The sequence below is a fragment of the Streptomyces sp. NBC_01264 genome (genome assembly GCF_026340675.1).
Lineage (GTDB): Bacteria > Actinomycetota > Actinomycetes > Streptomycetales > Streptomycetaceae > Streptomyces.
The window spans coordinates 2,387,266-2,404,290 of record NZ_JAPEOX010000002.1 but is presented as its reverse complement, the minus strand read 5'-3'; the positions used below and the strand labels follow the sequence as shown (position 1 = coordinate 2,404,290).

11 protein-coding genes are annotated in these 17,025 nt (G+C 70.1%); 8 read left to right on the top strand and 3 right to left on the bottom strand.

Annotation, left to right across the window (positions count from 1 at the left end):
* Entirely contained in the window at positions 1-960 is a 960-nt protein-coding gene (locus tag OG435_RS43745; protein ID WP_266886265.1) for a serine protease, read from the top strand.
* A gap of 107 nt (positions 961-1,067) precedes the next feature.
* Here OG435_RS43745 and OG435_RS43740 read toward each other — a convergent pair whose 3' ends face one another.
* Complete coding sequence (locus tag OG435_RS43740) at positions 1,068-1,304, bottom strand: DUF7455 domain-containing protein (protein WP_112449103.1); 237 nt, start codon at positions 1,302-1,304, stop codon at positions 1,068-1,070.
* Between the two features lie 446 nt (positions 1,305-1,750).
* On the opposite strand from OG435_RS43740, the gene OG435_RS43735 reads away from it, so the two are divergent.
* From OG435_RS43735 to OG435_RS43725, 3 genes are all read left to right on the top strand, one after another.
* The gene (locus OG435_RS43735) at positions 1,751-3,871 is read left to right on the top strand and encodes a DNA gyrase/topoisomerase IV subunit B (RefSeq protein ID WP_266886263.1); all 2,121 of its coding nucleotides are present in this window, start codon (positions 1,751-1,753) and stop codon (positions 3,869-3,871) included.
* Positions 3,872-4,057: 186 nt separating this feature from the next.
* A complete protein-coding gene (locus OG435_RS43730) occupies positions 4,058-4,606 on the top strand; it encodes a DUF485 domain-containing protein (protein WP_266886261.1) in 549 nt (182 codons plus the stop codon).
* Positions 4,603-6,195, top strand: coding sequence for a solute symporter family protein (locus tag OG435_RS43725; protein WP_266886259.1), 1,593 nt, complete (start codon positions 4,603-4,605; stop codon positions 6,193-6,195). Before OG435_RS43730 ends, OG435_RS43725 begins: the two co-directional genes overlap by 4 nt.
* A gap of 38 nt (positions 6,196-6,233) precedes the next feature.
* Here OG435_RS43725 and OG435_RS43720 read toward each other — a convergent pair whose 3' ends face one another.
* Positions 6,234-7,031 carry a response regulator gene (locus OG435_RS43720; RefSeq protein ID WP_266886257.1) on the bottom strand — a complete coding sequence of 266 codons (798 nt, stop codon included), beginning with the start codon at positions 7,029-7,031 and terminating at the stop codon, positions 6,234-6,236.
* Entirely contained in the window at positions 7,028-8,635 is a 1,608-nt protein-coding gene (locus OG435_RS43715; protein WP_266886255.1) for an ATP-binding protein, read from the bottom strand. The genes OG435_RS43720 and OG435_RS43715 overlap by 4 nt, the downstream gene beginning before the upstream one ends.
* Before the next feature lie 239 nt (positions 8,636-8,874).
* Here OG435_RS43715 and OG435_RS43710 point away from each other — a divergent pair, with 239 nt between their 5' ends.
* The 4 genes from OG435_RS43710 to OG435_RS43695 all read left to right on the top strand — a co-directional run bounded on the left by OG435_RS43710 (position 8,875) and on the right by OG435_RS43695 (position 17,017).
* Positions 8,875-13,167, top strand: a complete 4,293-nt coding sequence (locus OG435_RS43710; protein ID WP_266886253.1) for a discoidin domain-containing protein — start codon at positions 8,875-8,877, stop codon at positions 13,165-13,167.
* 182 nt (positions 13,168-13,349) lie between these two features.
* Positions 13,350-14,369 (top strand): LacI family DNA-binding transcriptional regulator, encoded by a 1,020-nt coding sequence (locus OG435_RS43705; protein ID WP_266886251.1) that lies wholly within the window; start codon positions 13,350-13,352, stop codon positions 14,367-14,369.
* 233 nt (positions 14,370-14,602) lie between these two features.
* Positions 14,603-16,003, top strand: coding sequence for an ABC transporter substrate-binding protein (locus OG435_RS43700; protein ID WP_266886249.1), 1,401 nt, complete (start codon positions 14,603-14,605; stop codon positions 16,001-16,003).
* 105 nt (positions 16,004-16,108) lie between these two features.
* A complete protein-coding gene (locus tag OG435_RS43695) occupies positions 16,109-17,017 on the top strand; it encodes a carbohydrate ABC transporter permease (protein WP_266886247.1) in 909 nt (302 codons plus the stop codon).
* Positions 17,018-17,025 lie beyond the last annotated feature (8 nt).

Below are 17,025 nucleotides of genomic sequence, written 5' to 3'. Positions count from 1 at the left end.
ATGCGTCGTCCCTTTGCCCGTGTCCTGGCGGGAGCGCTGACCCTGGCGGCGGGAGCGGCGGCGGCGCCGCTCTCCCAGGCGCCGCGAGCGGCCGCGGACAGCGTGGTGATCGGCGGGAAGCCGGTGAAGGTGGCCGATGCCCCGTGGGTGGTGGCCCTCGCCAGCCGTGACCGGTTCGGGGGTACGCGCGGCGGCCAGTTCTGCGGGGGCGTCCTCGTCACCCCGACCAAGGTGGTGACGGCGGCCCACTGCCTGGGGCGTCAGGTGCTGGGAGGCCCGGTCGACTCCGTCCGCGACTTCCGGGTGATCACCGGGCGTACGGAGCTGCGCGCGAGCGAGGGCCGGGAGATCGCGGTGCGTTCCGCCCGGGTGAACCCGGCGTACGACCCGGGCAGCAACGCCGGCGACCTGGCCGTCCTGGAGCTGGCCGAAGCGGTGGCCGCGCAGAACGTGCTGCCGATGGCCGACCGAGGCCATCCGGCCTACGGAGCCGGCACGGAGGCGGCCGTATACGGCTGGGGTGACACCAGCGGCTTCGGTGACTACGCCTACGCGCTGCGGGCCGCCAGGGTGACGGTGCTGGCGGACGAGGTGTGCGGGCGGGCCTACCCGGGAGACGCCGACGGTCAGTACCGGGCCGACTCCATGGTGTGCGCGGGGGACCGCGGGGGCGGCAAGGACGCCTGCCAGGGGGACAGCGGCGGCCCCCTGGTGGCCCAGGGGCGGCTGATCGGGCTGGTGTCCTGGGGGCGCGGCTGCGGGCGGGCGGACAGCCCGGGGGTGTACACGCGGATCGCACCGCTGATCGGCTTCGTCGACGAACCCGTCAGCGGCCAGGAGGCGACCCGGGGGGAGCAGGGGCGTCCTGGTGGTCGCGGAGTCCTGCGGATGGACGTACGCCCCGCCCAGGGGCCCGGGAGGGGCTTCGAGGCGGGGGACCTGCCCTCGCTGAAGCGCTGAACCCCGTCCGGACGTGAGGGCGGGCGGTCCCTCTGGGTCGCAGAGGTACCGCCCGTCGACCGGCTACGCCGGTCCTGGCTCGTCGGATGCGAGGTGCAGGCCTTGTGTCAGCGGTCCTCGGGTTCGGCGGCACTTGCCGCCGGAGCGGACGTAAGCCGCTCGGTCTCATCCTGTATTTCCGCGGCGATCTTCTTGAGTTCCGGCTCGAACTTGCGCCCGTGGTGGGCGCAGAAGAGCAGTTCACCGCCGCTCAGCAGGACGACGCGCAGATATGCCTGGGCGCCGCAGCGGTCGCATCGGTCAGCGGCCGTCAGCGGGGTCGCGGGTGTCAGAACAGTAGTCACGTCGCCTCTTCTCTAGCTCGACGAGCTGTCGTACCAGGGTCAACATCCAACCAGGCCGAAAACGTTCCCGCTCGCGGCTTTTCCTCGAAACTTCCTTCCGAAGCTGGCCGGCCGTTGCCGGTTGGCGGCGAAGGAGCCGTATTGCGTTGCTTTACGGTTTCGCGTTGTCAGGTCGTTCGCTTGTCGCAGTTCTGCCCTCTCCGGCTGAGTGCCGGTTGTTCATGAGGACGTGCCCGAACACTAAATGGTTCATGCGCGGAAGGGAACGTGATGTTTGCTTCACTCCCACGGGGGATCGAACATGCGTACGGAGCTGCACTAGGCTGACGAAGGGTCTGGGGTGGCGTTGCATCGGCTCTACCAGGCCTCGGTACCCTTCCAGCGGCAACCGAGCCACCACTGCGCCCGACCGGGCCAGAAAAAGAATTCAGCGAGGAGCGAACTGCGTGACCGCCGACACGTCCGTGCCTTCCAGCGCACTGCTGACCGGAGCAGACCGGGACGGCTCCAACTACACCGCGCGGCACCTGCTCGTCCTCGAGGGCCTCGAGGCCGTCCGCAAGCGCCCCGGCATGTATATCGGCTCCACCGACAGCCGGGGCCTCATGCACTGCCTCTGGGAGATCATCGACAATTCCGTCGACGAGGCCCTGGGCGGCTACTGCGACCACATCGAGGTGATCCTCCACGAGGACTCCTCCGTGGAGGTCCGCGACAACGGTCGCGGCATCCCCGTCGACATCGAGCCCAAGACCGGCCTCTCGGGCGTCGAGGTCGTCATGACCAAGCTGCACGCCGGCGGCAAGTTCGGCGGCGGGTCGTACGCGGCCTCCGGCGGCCTGCACGGCGTCGGCGCCTCCGTGGTCAACGCCCTCTCGGCGCGTCTGGACGTGGAGGTCGACCGGGGCAGCGCCACGCAGGCCATCAGCTTCCGCCGCGGCGTCCCCGGCATGTTCACCGAGCAGGGCCCCGACAGCCCCTTCGACCCCGCCAACGGCCTGCGCAAGGGCAAGCGGATCGCCAAGGGCAAGACAGGCACCCGGATCCGCTACTGGGCCGACCGCCAGATCTTCCTCAAGGACGCCAAGCTCACCCTGGACACGCTCTACCAGCGCGCCCGCCAGACGGCCTTCCTCGTGCCCGGCCTGACCATCGTGGTCCGCGACGAGCGGGCCCTGGAGGGGGCCGGCAAGACCGAGGAGACCTTCCGCTTCGACGGGGGCATCAGCGAATTCTGCGAGTACCTCGCCCAGGACAAGGCGGCCTGCGACGTCCTGCGCCTGACCGGTACGGGCACCTTCAAGGAGACCGTCCCGGTCCTCGACGACCGCGGCCACATGACCCCCACCGAGGTCACCCGTGAGCTTGGCGTGGACATCGCCCTGCGCTGGGGCACGGGGTACGAGACGAACGTGAAGTCGTTCGTGAACATCATCGCCACCCCCAAGGGCGGCACCCACATCTCCGGCTTCGAGCGCTCGGTCACCAAGACCGTGAACGAGGTGCTGCGCTCCGCGAAGCTGCTGCGCGTCGCCGAGGACGACGTGGTCAAGGACGACGCGATGGAGGGCATGACGGCGGTCGTCACCGTCCGCCTCGCCGAGCCGCAGTTCGAGGGCCAGACCAAGGAGGTGCTCGGCACCTCGGCGGCCACCCGGATCGTCGCGGCCGTCGTCGCCAAGGAGCTCAAGGCCTTCCTGACCTCCACCAAGCGCGACGACAAGCAGCAGGCGCGCTCCGTGATGGAGAAGATCGTCGCGGCCGCCCGGACCCGGATCGCGGCCCGCCAGCACAAGGAGGCGCAGCGCCGCAAGACCGCGCTGGAGTCCTCCTCGCTGCCCGCGAAGCTGGCCGACTGCCGCAGCGACGACGTGGAGCGCAGCGAGCTCTTCATCGTCGAGGGTGACTCGGCGCTGGGTACGGCCAAGCTCGCCCGGAACTCCGAGTTCCAGGCGCTGCTGCCCATCCGGGGCAAGATCCTCAACGTCCAGAAGTCCTCGGTCTCGGACATGCTCAAGAACGCCGAGTGCGGGGCGATCATCCAGGTCATAGGAGCCGGCTCGGGCCGGACCTTCGACATCGACGCCGCCCGTTACGGGAAGATCGTCCTGCTCGTCGACGCCGATGTGGACGGCGCGCACATCCGCTGCCTGCTGCTCACGCTCTTCCAGCGCTACATGCGCCCCATGGTCGAGGCGGGCCGGGTCTTCGCCGCGGTGCCGCCGCTGCACCGGATCGAGCTCGTCCAGCCGAAGAAGGGCCAGGACAAGTACGTCTACACGTACTCGGACAGCGAGCTGCGCCAGACCCTGCTGGAGTACCAGCGCAAGAACATCCGGTACAAGGACTCGATCCAGCGCTACAAGGGCCTCGGCGAGATGGATGCCGACCAGCTGGCGGAGACCACCATGGATCCCCGCTTCCGCACCCTGCGCCGGATCAACATCGGCGACCTGGACTCGGCCGAGTCGGTCTTCGACCTGCTCATGGGCAACGAGGTGGCCCCGCGCAAGGAGTTCATCACCAGCTCCGCGGCCACCCTGGACCGCTCTCGGATCGACGCCTGAGCGGCCCCCGGCGGCTGACGAGTGCCACCGGGGCCCCCGGTTGCACTTCCGCGGCACTGGCACACCCGCGCCCTTCGCTCCATCACCTGATGGAGTGAAGAGCACCGGGACACCAGTCCGGGAAGCCTTCCTCCCGCACATCCTTGTGGGCACGCGGCCACTGCGGCGGCGGACAAGGAGAGTTCGGTGGACAAGCACGAAGGTCGTGATGCCGGAACGATCCGGCTGGACGACCCCTGGTACGACGCGCTGGCCGTCGGTTGGGGCGAGGGCGAGGGTGCCGGCGTAGGCGAGGGGCCCGGTGGGCCGGCGGGCGGCGGAGCGGAAACGTCACCCCCGAGTTCCGGCCCCGGCGGCGCACCCGCGCGCGCGGCGTCCGACATCTACCTCGAAGTGCAGCGCAGCGCCGCCTTCCAGGAGGTGCGCGGCCGCTACCGGAGGTTCGTCGTCCCCGCGACCGCCGGCTTCTTCCTCTGGTACGTGGCCTACGTGATCGCCGCCACCACGGCGCCCGGCATGATGGCCCGGCCCGTGTTCGGGTCCGTCAACGTGGCGCTGCTCGCGGGTCTCGGCCAGTTCCTCAGCACCTTCCTGCTGACCTGGGCCTACGCCCGCCACGCCCGGCTGCGGCGCGACCGCGCGGCGCTGGACCTGCGCTGGACGGTCTTCGAGCAGGAGCAGGTCCGCCGGGCGGACGCCGGGGAGCGCACCCGGGGCAGGGGGGCGGGCCGGTGACCACCGAGCACCAGACCCTGGCGCTGCTCCTGTTCAGCGTCTTCATCGCCGTCACCCTGGGCATCACCACCTGGGTGAGCCGCAACCGGCACGGTTCGGCAGAGGAGTTCTACGCGGGCGGACGGCTGTTCTCGCCCATGGAGAACGGTTTCGCCATCGCCGGCGACTACATGTCCGCCGCCTCCTTCCTCGGCATCTCCGGCCTCATCGCCCTCTTCGGCTACGACGGCCTGCTGTACTCGGTGGGCTTCCTCGTCGCCTGGCTGGTCGTCCTGTTCCTCGTCGCCGAACTCGTCCGCAACTGCGGCCGGTTCACCCTCGCGGACGTGGTCGCCGCGCGGATGAGCGAGCGGCCGGTGCGGATCGCCGCCGGGACCTCGTCGGTGGTCGTCTCCGTGCTGTACCTCGTCGCGCAGATGGTGGGCGCCGGCAGTCTCGTGGGCCTGCTGCTCGCCGATTCGGGCCGCACCGCACGGACGCTGACCGTCATCGGGGTCGGCGCGCTCATGGTGATCTACGTGTCCTTCGGCGGTATGCGGGCCACCACCTGGATCCAGATCGTCAAGGCCGTGCTGCTGATGGGCGGGGCGATCACCCTGACCGTGCTCGTACTGCTGCGCTTCCACGGGAACTTCGACCAGCTGCTCAGCAGCGCGGCCGAGCGCAGCGGGCACGGCGACCGGTTCCTGGGCCCCGGGCTCAAGTACGGCGGCGACTGGACGGCCCGCTTCGACTTCATGAGCCTCGGGCTCGCCCTGGTCCTGGGGACGGCCGGGCTCCCGCACATCCTGTCCCGCTTCTACACCGTGCCCACGGCGCGGGCGGCCCGCCGGTCGGTGGTGTGGGCGATCGGGCTGATCGGGGGCTTCTACCTGATGACCATCGTGCTCGGCTTCGGTGCGGCGGCGCTGCTCGGGCCGGAGGAGGTCCGGGCCTCCAACGCCTCGGGGAACACGGCGGTTCCGCTGCTCGCGGCCTTCCTGGGCGGCGGGGCCGACTCGACCGGCGGGGCGGTGCTGTTCGCCTTCGTGGCGGCCATCGCCTTCGCGACGATCCTCGCGGTGGTCGCGGGCATCACCCTCGCCTCGTCGGCCTCCGTGGCGCACGACCTCTACGCCTCGCTCAAGCGCCGCCACGCCAAGCAGCGCAGCGAGGTGGCGGTGGCCAGGGTGGCGGCCGTCGGGATCGGGGCGGTGGCGATCGCACTGGGTCTGCTCGCCCAGGACCTGAACGTGGCCTTCCTCGTGGGTCTGGCCTTCGCGGTGGCGGCCTCGGCGAACCTGCCGGTGCTCCTGTACTCGCTGTTCTGGCGCGGGTTCACCACGCGGGGCGCCGTCTGGTCGGTGTACGGGGGGCTGCTCCCGGCCGTGCTGCTGGTGGCCCTGTCACCGGTGGTCTCGGGCAGCCCCGAATCCCTCTTCCCGGGCGTGGACTTCCAGCTCTTCCCGCTCCAGAACCCGGGCATCGTGTCCATCCCGCTGGGCTTCCTGGCGGGCTGGCTGGGCACCGTGACCTCGGCGGAGGAGCCGGACGAGCGGCGGCACGCGGAGACCGAGGTCCGCGCGCTGACGGGGGCCGGGGCGGTGTAGGGCCGGCGCGGTGGGGGACGGGACCGGCCCGGGCGGTGTCAGCCCGTGGTGGGCGGGCGCCAGGCGTACCGGTGTTCCGGGCGGCCCGTTTCGCCGTAGCGCAGGGCGAGGACGACGCGGCCGGCGCGGTCGAGGAGCTTGAGGTAGCGCTGGGCGGTCTGGCGGCTGATGCCCGCGCGGTCGGCGATCTGCTGGGTGGAGAGCGGGCCTTCGGCCGCGCGCAGGATGCCGCGGACCAGGTCGGCGGTGGTGGGGGAGTGGCCCTTCGGGAGATCGCTCGGGGCGTCGGCGCCGGCCGCGGCGAGGGCGCCGAAGATCCGGTCGACCTCCGCCTGTTCGGCCTCGCCGCCCGTGTCCAGGGTGCGGCGCAGGGCCGCGTAGGCCTCCAGTCGGGTGCGCAGGCCCGTGAAGGTGAAGGGTTTGACCAGGTACTGGAGGGCGCCGAGGCGCATGGCGGCCTGGACGGTGGCCAGGTCGCGGGCGGCCGTCACCATGATCACGTCGGTGCGGTGACCGCGTTCGCGCAGGCGCCGGACCAGGTCGAGGCCGTTCTCGTCGGGGAGGTAGTGGTCGAGGAGGATCAGGTCCACGGGGCGGGAGTCGAGGAGCGCCAGTGCCTCCGCCGCCGAATGGGCCCGGGCCGACACGCGGAAGCCGGGCACCTTGGCCACGTAGGCCGCGTTGATCCGGGCGACGCGCAGGTCGTCGTCGACGACCAGCACGTCGAAAGCGGTGGGTGCGGTGGGTGCGGTGGACGCGCCGGGAGCCTTGAACGCGCGGGAAGCACGGAGCGCGCCCGATGCGCTGGATGCGCCGGGTTCGTCGAGGTCGCTCATCGCAGGGCCTCCGGAAGGACGACGGAGAACTCCGCCCCTCCGCCGGTCGCCTCGCCGGCCCGGACCGTGCCGCCCTGACGTTCGGCCAGGCGCCGTACCAGGGCCAGACCGAGCCCGCGTCCGCGGTGGGCGCCCGCCCGGGGCTGCTTGGTCGACCAGCCCTCGGTGAAGATCTCCTCGCGGCGCGCCGCCGGCACGCCGGGGCCGCTGTCACGGACCCGCAGGACCACGGTGCGGCCCTCCGCCCGGATGTCGACCTCGACCAGCGGTGCGGGGGAGCCGACCGAGGCGTCCAGGGCGTTGTCGACCAGGTTGCCGAGGATGGTGACCAGGCCTCCCGGGTCGACGAGGCGGTCGGGCAGCAGGGCGGAATCAGCCAGCCGCAGGGGGACCCCGCGCTCCGCCGCGACCGTGGCCTTGCCCATCAGCAGGGCGGCGAGCAGGGGGTCGTGCACCTTCTCGGTGACCTGCTCGGCGGTGCTGCGGTGCACGCCGACCACCTCCGTGACGAACTCCACGGCGTCCTCGTACAGGCCCAGTTCCAGCAGGCCGAGGAGGGTGTGGAGCCGGTTGGCGTGTTCGTGGTCCTGGGCGCGCAGGGCGTCGATCAGGCCCTTGGTGGAGTCGAGCTCGCGGCCCAGGTGCTCCAGCTCGGTGCGGTCGCGCAGGGTGGCCACGGCTCCGCCGTCCTCGGTGGGCATCCGGTTGGCGACCAGGACCCGGGTGCCCTGGACGGTGAGCAGGTCGCGGCCGGTGACCCGGCCGGTGAGGACGTCGGTGGTGCGGCCCGCGCCGAGCACCTCGTCCAGGGCGCGCCCCGCGACGGCTCCGGCGGCCTCGGGCGCGAGGCCCAGCAGCCGGGCCGCCTCGTCGTTGACCAGCCGGACCCGGCCGGTCCGGTCGAGGGCGATCACACCTTCCCGGATGGAGTGCAGCATCGCCTCGCGTTCGGCGAGCAGGCCCGCGATATCGGAGAAGGCCAGGTCACGGGTCTGCCGGTGGATCCTGCGCGAGAGCAGATAGGCGGCGAGGGCGCCCGTGGCCAGGGCGCCGCCCGCGTACGCGAGCAGGCCCGGGATGGCTCCGAGCAGGCGGCCCTGGACGCTGTCGTAGGCGATGCCGACGGAGACGGCGCCGACGATCTCGCCGTCTGCGGCGAGGAGGGGGACCTTGCCGCGCGCGGAGCGGCCCAGGGTGCCCTCGTCGATCTCCATGACCTCGCGGCCGGCCAGGACGTCGCGGGGGTCGGTGGAGACGGGCCGCCCGATGCGGTCGGGGCTCGGGTGCGAGCGGCGGACGCCGTCCAGGTCCATGACCACCACGTACTCGGCGCCGGTGGCGGAGCGGATCCGCTCCGCGGAGGCCTGTACCGGGCTGTCGGGCGAGGGAGCCGAGCCGAGGAGGCCGGCGGCCACGGAGGGGTCGGCCGCGGTGCTCTGCGCGATGGCCAGGGCGCGCCGCATGGCCTGGTCGTCGAGCTGCGCGCTCAGCGGGGCCAGGAAGAGGCCGGTGGCCAGGGCGAGCACCCCGGCGGCGATGGCCAGCTGGGTCAGCAGGATCTGGGAGGCGGCCCGCCGGGGCAGCCCGAGGCGCCGAGCGCTCATGGGGAGGAACCGCGGGGACTGCATGAGTACGAACCGTAGGCCGATTCGGGCGTAAGCGGAATGTGGGTCCCTCACGCAAATGGCTTTCGCTATTTGCGCCCAGCTTGCGCAAGCAATGACGGTGTGAAAATGCGGTCAGAGATGTAGACGACTCGCCAAAGCTCTGCAACTCTCGCACCGCGTACCGCAAATTTGTCGCTCTTGTGGTTCAGAAAGTTCATGTCGAGGGACGAGGACATATGAGAAGGCACAACTGGAGATGGCGGACCCTGGCCGCCTTGATCAGCACCGCCCTGCTGATGCTGGGCTGGCCCGCTCTGACCGCCGTGGCCGCCGGCGGACCGAGCGTCTCGGCGGGCAGGCCCGCCACGGCGAGCAGTACCAACGGCGCCTACGCGGCCGGCAACGTCACCGACGGCAACCAGGCCACGTACTGGGAGAGCGCCGGCAGCACCTTCCCGCAATGGGTGCAGACCGACCTCGGAGCCACCACCCGCGTCGACCAGGTGGTGCTCAAGCTCCCCGCCTCCTGGGAGAGCCGCAACCAGACCCTGTCCGTCCAGGGCAGCGCCGACGGCACCAGCTTCAGCACCCTGGTGAGTTCGGCGACGTACACCTTCGGCCAGGGCGCCGGAAACGTGGTCACCATCGGCTTCCCGGCCACCCAGGCCCGGTACGTGCGGATCGACATCACCGCCAACACCGGCTGGCAGGCCGCCCAGCTCTCCGAGCTGGAGGTCCGCGCCCCGGGTGAGTCCGGGACCAACCTGGCCCTCGGCAAGACGCTCACGGCGAGCAGCAACACCCAGGTCTACGTGCCGGGCAACGCCAACGACGGCAACGCCGCCAGCTACTGGGAGAGCGTCAACAACGCCATGCCCCAGTGGCTCCAGGCCGACCTCGGCTCCTCCGTCCGCGTGGACCGCGTGGTCCTCAAGCTCCCCGAGAACTGGGGCGCCCGTACCCAGACCCTCAAGATCCAGGGCAGCGCCAACGGCACGGACTACCTCGACCTGACCGCGTCCAAGGGGTACGACTTCACGCCCGCCGGCTCCAACACGGTGAGCATCGCCTTCGACGCCACCACCACCCGTTACGTACGGGTGTGGATCGCGTCCAACTCCGTACAGCCCGGCGGGCAGCTCTCCGAGCTGGAGATCTACGGCCCGACGACCGGCGACACCCAGCCCCCGACGGCCCCGACGGCGCTCGCCTACACCGAGCCGGCGACGGGCCAGATCAAGCTCACCTGGAACGCGGCGACCGACAACACGGGCGTCACCGGGTACGACGTCTACGCCAACAATCAGCTGCGCACCAGCGTCGCGGGCAACGTCACCACCTACACCGACACCCAGCCGGCCTCCGCGAGCGTGACCTACTACGTCCGGGCCAAGGACGCGGCCGGCAACCAGTCGGGGAACAGCAACAGCGTCACCCGCGCCGGCGACACCGGTGACACCCAGGCCCCGACCATCCCGGGCGCGCTGACCTTCACCGAGCCGGCCTCCGGGCAGATCAAGCTGGCCTGGCAGGCGTCCACCGACAACACCGGCGTCACCGGCTACGAGGTGTTCGCCAACAACGTCCTGCTCACCACGGTCGCGGGCAACGTCACCACCTACACGGACACCCAGCCGGCCACCGCCACCGTGAGCTACTTCGTCCGGGCCAAGGACGCGGCGGGCAACCGCTCCGGCGACAGCAACTCCGTGACCCGCAACGGCAGCGGCGGCGGGGGCGGCTCCAACCTGGCCGTCGGCAAGCCCATCGAGGGCTCCTCCGTGATCCATACCTTCGTCGCGGAGAACGCCAACGACAACAGCACCTCCACCTACTGGGAGGGCGCCGGCGGCGCCTACCCGAGCACCCTGACCGTCAAGCTCGGCGCCAACGCCGACGTCGACCGCCTGGTCCTCAAGCTCAACCCGGACAGCAGTTGGGGCACCCGCACCCAGAACATCCAGGTGCTCGGCCGCGAGCAGAGCGCCCCGGGCGTCACCGGCCTGGTGGCCGCCAAGGACTACGTCTTCAACCCGGCCTCCGGCTCCAACACCGTCACCATCCCGGTGAACGCCCGGGTCGCGGACGTGCAGCTGCGCTTCACCTCCAACACCGGTTCCTCCAACGGCCAGATCGCCGAGTTCCAGGTCTTCGGGGTCGCGGCGCCCAACCCGGACCTCCAGGTCACCGCGGTGAGCGCCGCCCCGGCCGCCCCGGTCGAGTCGGACCCCGTCACCCTGTCCGCCACCGTCAAGAACACCGGCCCGGCCCCGGCGGCCGCGACCGTCGTCTCCTTCCAGCTCGGCGGCTCGAAGGTCGCCACCGCCAACGTGCCCGCGCTGGCCGCCGGCGCCTCGGCCACCGTCACGGCCGGCATCGGACCGCGCGACGCGGGCACCTACCCGCTGAGCGCGATCGTCGACGAGGCGAACACGGTCGTCGAGCAGAACGACACCAACAACAGCCTCACCGGCTCCCCGCTGGTGGTCCGCCCCGTCGACAGCTCGGACCTGGTGGCCTCGGACGTCAACTGGTCGCCGAGCGCCCCGTCCGCGGGCCAGACGGTGAACTTCTCCGTGACGGTCAAGAACCAGGGCACCGTGGCCGCGGCCACGGGCACCCACAACGTGACCCTCGCGCTGCTGGACGCGGGCGGCGCGACCGTCCGTACGCAGACGAGCTCCTTCAGCGGCGCCCTCGCGGCCGGTGCCTCGACGGCCCCGATCCCGCTCGGCAGCTGGACCGCGACCAACGGCAAGTACACCGTCAAGGTGGTCCTCGCAGACGACGCCAACGAACTGCCGGTCAAGCGCGCCAACAACACCTCCACCAAGCCCTTCTTCGTCGGCCGCGGGGCGAACATGCCCTACGACACCTACGAGGCGGAGGACGGCACGGTCGGCGGCGGCGCCAATGTCGTCGGACCCAACCGGACCATCGGCGACATCGCGGGCGAGGCCTCGGGCCGCAAGGCCGTGAAACTGGACGCGACGGGCGAGTACGTCGAGTTCACCACCCGGGCCGCGACCAACACCCTGGTCACCCGCTTCTCCATCCCGGACGCCCCGGGCGGCGGCGGCATCGACTCCACCATCAACGTCTACGTCAACGGCGTCCTGAAGAAGGCCCTGCCGCTGACCTCCAAGTACGCGTGGCTCTACGGGGCCGAGGCCGGCCCGGGCAACGCCCCGAGCGCCGGTGCCCCGCGGCACATCTACGACGAGGCGAACATCCTCCTCGGCGAGACCGTCCCGGCGGGCAGCAAGATCCGCCTCCAGAAGGACGCGGCCAACACCACCACCTACGCGATCGACTTCGTGAGCCTGGAACAGGCCACGGTGATCGCCAACCCCGACCCGGCCACCTACACGGTGCCCGCAGGCTTCACCCACCAGGACGTGCAGAACGCCCTGGACAAGGTCCGCATGGACACCACGGGCAAGCTCGTGGGCGTCTACCTGCCGCCGGGCGACTACGCCACGGCGAGCAAGTTCCAGGTGTACGGCAAGGCCGTGCAGGTCGTGGGCGCCGGACCGTGGTTCACCCGCTTCCACGCCCCGTCCACGCAGGACAACACCGACAACGGCTGGCGCGCGGAGGGCACCGCGAAGGGCTCATCCTTCACCGGGTTCGCCTACTTCGGCAACTACACCTCGCGCATCGACGGCCCGGGCAAGGTCTTCGACTTCGCCAACGTGACCGACATGACCATCGACAACGTCTGGAACGAACACCAGGTGTGCCTCTACTGGGGCGCCAACACCGACCGGATCACGATCAAGAACTCGCGGATCCGTGACACCTTCGCCGACGGCATCAACATGACCAACGGCAGCACGGACAACCTCGTGGCCAACATCGAGGCGCGCTCCACGGGTGACGACAGCTTCGCGCTGTTCTCCGCCATCGACGCGGGCGGCGCGGACATGAAGAACAACGTCTACGAGAACCTGAGCGCCATCCTGACCTGGCGCGCGGCCGGTGTCGCCGTCTACGGCGGTTTCAACAACACCTTCCGCAACATCTACATCGCCGACATCCTCGTCTACTCGGGCATCACCATCAGTTCGCTGGACTTCGGGTATCCGATGAACGGATTCGGGACCGACCCGACGCTCTTCGAGAACATCTCGATCGTCCGGGCCGGAGGCCATTTCTGGGGGGCGCAGACCTTCCCTGGAATCTGGATCTTCTCGGCTTCCAAGGTGTTCCAGGGAATCCGCATCAACAACGTGGACATCGTCGATCCGACCTACAGCGGCATCATGTTCCAGACGCAGTACGTGGGCGGCCAGCCGGTCAATCCCATCAAGGACACGATCCTGAAGGACATCACCATCACGGGGGCCAAGAAGAGCGGTGACGCCTTCGACGCCAAGTCCGGCTTCGGTCTCTGGGCGAACGAAATGCCCGAGGCGGGACAAGGGCCCGCGGTGGGTGAGGTCACCATCCAGAATCTGAGGATGAGTGACAACGCCGTGGACGTGCGCAACACGACCTCGACGTTCAAGATCAACCAGCTGCCGTAGCGGGCGGCGGATCCAGGGCTCAGAGGGCGGCGGGGCATCCCTTCGGGGTGCCCCGCCGCTCGCCGCCCGGAGCCGTGCCGGGGCCGGTGGGACGCGGGGGGTTCCGCGCCGGTTTCCGATGGGCCAAACTGGCCGTAATCGAACTGCAAGGAACTTGCATTGTTTGCGCTACTCTTGCGCTCATGACGCGACGACTTGCTCAAGTGGCGAAGAAGGTGGGGGTCAGCGAGGCAACGGTCAGCCGGGTGCTCAACGGCAAGCCGGGCGTCTCGGACGCGACCCGCCAGTCCGTGCTCACCGCCCTGGACGTCCTCGGCTACGAGCGCCCCACCCAGCTGCGCGGCGAACGGGCCCGGCTGGTCGGCCTGGTCCTGCCGGAACTCCAGAACCCGATCTTCCCCGCCTTCGCCGAGGTGATCGGCGGGGCACTGGCCCAGCAGGGGCTGACCCCGGTGCTCTGCACGCAGACCACCGGAGGGGTCTCCGAGGCGGACTACGTCGAGCTCCTGCTCCAGCAGCAGGTGTCCGGCGTCGTCTTCGCCGGCGGGCTCTTCGCGCAGGCCGACGCCCCGCACGGGCACTACCGGCTGCTCCACGACCGCAAGGTCCCGGTGGTGCTCATCAACGCCTCGATAGAGGACCTCGGCTTCCCGTGCGTCTCCTGCGACGACGCCGTCGCGGTCGAACAGGCCTGGCGCCACTTGGCCTCCCTCGGTCACGAACGCATCGGACTGGTGCTGGGCCCGCCCGACCACATCCCCTCCCTGCGCAAGCTGGTGGCCGCCCAGGCGGTCGCCGCCGCGGCCGGCACCGAGCTGCCCGCCGCGCACGTGGAGCGGGCGCTGTTCTCCCTGGAGGGCGGCCACGCGGCCACGTCGAGGCTGCTGGACCGCGGGGTGACCGGCATCATCTGCGCGAGCGACCCGCTGGCCCTGGGGGCCATCAGGGCAGCCCGCCGGCGCGGGCTGGACGTGCCCGGCGAGGTCTCCGTCGTCGGGTACGACGACTCGGCCTTCATGAACTGCACCGAACCCCCGCTGACCACCGTCCGGCAGCCCATCGAGGCCATGGGCAGGGCTGCCGTGGAGCTGCTCACCGCGCAGATCCAGGGGGCCGCCGTGCAGCCCGGGGAGCTGCTCTTCGAGCCCGAGCTCGTCGTGCGCGGCTCCACCGCACAGGTCCCGCGCCCCCGTCCGGCGTAGCGCCCACAGGACTCCACCGACTCCAACCCCCGGCCGCAGGGCCCCGGAACGTCCAACCGACGTTCCGGGGCCCTGTTTTGCGTTCCCGGCTGGGGCAGTCCGGCGCTCTGCTGCCAATCTCTTGCGAAATCTGCGCGAGATATTGCGTTCATCTGTCGGTGGTGGTTGAGTGTGCCGCGCTCGCCTCCTTACACGCCCCACGCCTCCTGCTCGATGCTCGAAGGGGACCACCGATGAGAACCAACATCCGCCGCACCACCGCGACCGCCCTCGTCTCGGCGCTCGCCGTCACCGCCCTCGCGGCCTGCGGCACGAGCAGCGACGGGGACGACACCAAGAACCAGCCGTCCGGCGGTTCCACGGACGCCTCCGCGCCGCTCGACCCCAAGACCAAGGTCACCATCTCCATGGACTGCATGCCGCCCGCCGCGAAGAAGGCGGAGCTCAAGCAGTGGAAGGAGGACGTGGCGGAGTTCAACAAGACCTACCCGAACGTCACCATCGAAGGCCGCTCCACCCCCGGCCAGTGCCTGGAGCCCCCGCGGTTCACCGCGATGCTCAAGGCCAAGTCGCAGCCGGACGTCTTCTACGCCTACTTCACGGATCTCAAGCAGGTGCTGGACAACGACGGCGCCGAGGACATCTCCGCGTACGTCACGGCCAAGACGGTTCCGGGCATCGACGACATCGACAAGAACGTCGTCAACACCCTGAAGCAGGACGGCAAGCTCTACGGCCTGCCCACCAGCAACTACACGATGGGCCTGCTGGTCAACCGCAAGCTCTTCAAGGACGCGGGCCTCGACCCCGACCAGCCTCCGCGCACCTGGGACGAGGTCCGCGCGGCCGCCAAGAAGATCGCGGCGCTCGGCAACGGCACCGCCGGCTACGGCGAGTACAGCGTCGAGAACACCGGCGGCTGGCACTTCACCGCCGCGATGTACGGCCTGGGCGGCGACGTCGTCGGCGCCGACGGCAAGGCGGCCTTCAACAACGCGACCGGCAAGCAGGTCGCCGACAACCTCAGGGCCATGCGCTGGGAAGACGACAGCATGGGCAAGACCCAGCTGCTCAAGTGGGGCGACCTGCAGAAGCAGATGGCCTCGGACAAGCTCGGCATGTTCCTCGCCGCTCCCGACGACATCACGTACATGGTCCAGCAGCTCGGAGCCAAGTACGAGAACTTCGGCATGGGCCCCATCCCCGGCGGCGCCGCGACGCTGGCCGGAGGCAACGGTTACATGATCAAGAAGGGCAGCTCGCCGGACAAGGTCAAGGCCGCCATCGCCTGGCTGAACTTCAAGACGCTCTCGGTCGGCAAGGGCCAGTTCCAGTACGACCGCTCCAAGACCGACGGTCTGCCGGTCGGACTTCCGCAGCCCGCCTTCTTCACCGGTGCCAGCAAGGCCAAGGACGACGAGCTGAAGGCCGCCAGCGCCACCATGCCGGTCGTCAACTTCAAGTCCTTCCTGGACAACCCGGTCGCCGGCAAGCCCGAGCCGACGAAGGCCCAGGAGGTCTACAAGGTCCTCGACAAGGTGATGTCGGGGGTCCTGACCAACAAGAACGCCGACACGGCGCAGCTCCTCGCGGAGGCCGAGAAGGCCGTCAACCAGGTGCTGGCCAACCAGTAGGGGGCACCGGCCGGGGGAGGTCCGGGCCGCCTCCCCGGCCCGGACCCGCCCGCAGGCCCCGTACCAGCAATTCGACGGCGACGACCCACCAAGGAGCGAGCGGCGATGTCGGCTCCCACCCTGTCCGGTACCTCTCGTGAGGAATTCCTCCGGGCGTTCAAGCGGAACCTCTCGGCCCACGGTTTTCTGATCGGCGCCGTCCTCTGCTTCTCCTTCTTCTCCTGGTACCCGATGGTCCGGGAGTTCCTGCTGGCCTTCCAGAAGACCGAGGGCGGAGCCGTCCACTGGGTCGGCTGGGACAATTTCCGCTACGTCTTCAACGACCCGGCGTTCTGGCAGGCCTGGCGCAACACCCTGCTCTTCAGCGGGCTCGCGCTGGTACTCGGCTTCGCCGTGCCGTTCGTGATCTCGATCGTGCTCAACGAATTCCGGCACGCGCAGGGCTACTTGCGCCTGCTGGTCTACCTCCCGGTGATGATGCCGCCGGTGGCCTCGATCCTGCTCTTCAAGTACTTCTACGACCCTGGTTACGGGGTCTTCAACAGGATTCTGGAATTCCTGCACCTGCCGGCGCAAGACTGGCTGCAATCCACCGATACCGCGATGCTCTCCGTCGTCATCGCTTCCACGTGGATGAACATGGGCGGCGCGACCCTGATCTACCTGGCAGCCCTCCAGGGCATCCCCGGGGAGCTCTACGAAGCGGCGGAGCTCGACGGAGCCGGGGTGCTGCGCAAGATCTGGTACGTCACGATCCCGCAGACCAAGCTCATCCTCTCGCTGATGCTGCTCATGCAGATCATCGCGACGATGCAGGTGTTCGTCGAGCCGTTCATGCTGACGGGCGGTGCCGGTCCCGAAGGGTCGACGACCACCGTCGTCGTCCTCATCTACCAGTACGCCTTCAGTTTCAACCAGTACGGCGGCGCCGCGGCCCTGGGCCTGTGCCTGCTCGTCCTGCTCGCCGGCTTCTCCGCCGTGTACGTCCGGCTGAGCCGCGACAACGAGAACTGACGGGAGCA

Bases quoted from the DNA above. Each gene is read 5' to 3' on its own strand.
- OG435_RS43715 (WP_266886255.1), bottom strand. From the start codon at position 8,635: ATGAGCGCTCGGCGCCTCGGGCTGCCCCGGCGGGCCGCCTCCCAGATC.
- OG435_RS43695 (WP_266886247.1), top strand. From the start codon at position 16,109: ATGTCGGCTCCCACCCTGTCCGGTACCTCTCGTGAGGAATTCCTCCGG.
- OG435_RS43745 (WP_266886265.1), top strand. From the start codon at position 1: ATGCGTCGTCCCTTTGCCCGTGTCCTGGCGGGAGCGCTGACCCTGGCG.
- OG435_RS43700 (WP_266886249.1), top strand. From the start codon at position 14,603: ATGAGAACCAACATCCGCCGCACCACCGCGACCGCCCTCGTCTCGGCG.
- OG435_RS43705 (WP_266886251.1), top strand. From the start codon at position 13,350: ATGACGCGACGACTTGCTCAAGTGGCGAAGAAGGTGGGGGTCAGCGAG.
- OG435_RS43720 (WP_266886257.1), bottom strand. From the start codon at position 7,031: ATGAGCGACCTCGACGAACCCGGCGCATCCAGCGCATCGGGCGCGCTC.
- OG435_RS43710 (WP_266886253.1), top strand. From the start codon at position 8,875: ATGAGAAGGCACAACTGGAGATGGCGGACCCTGGCCGCCTTGATCAGC.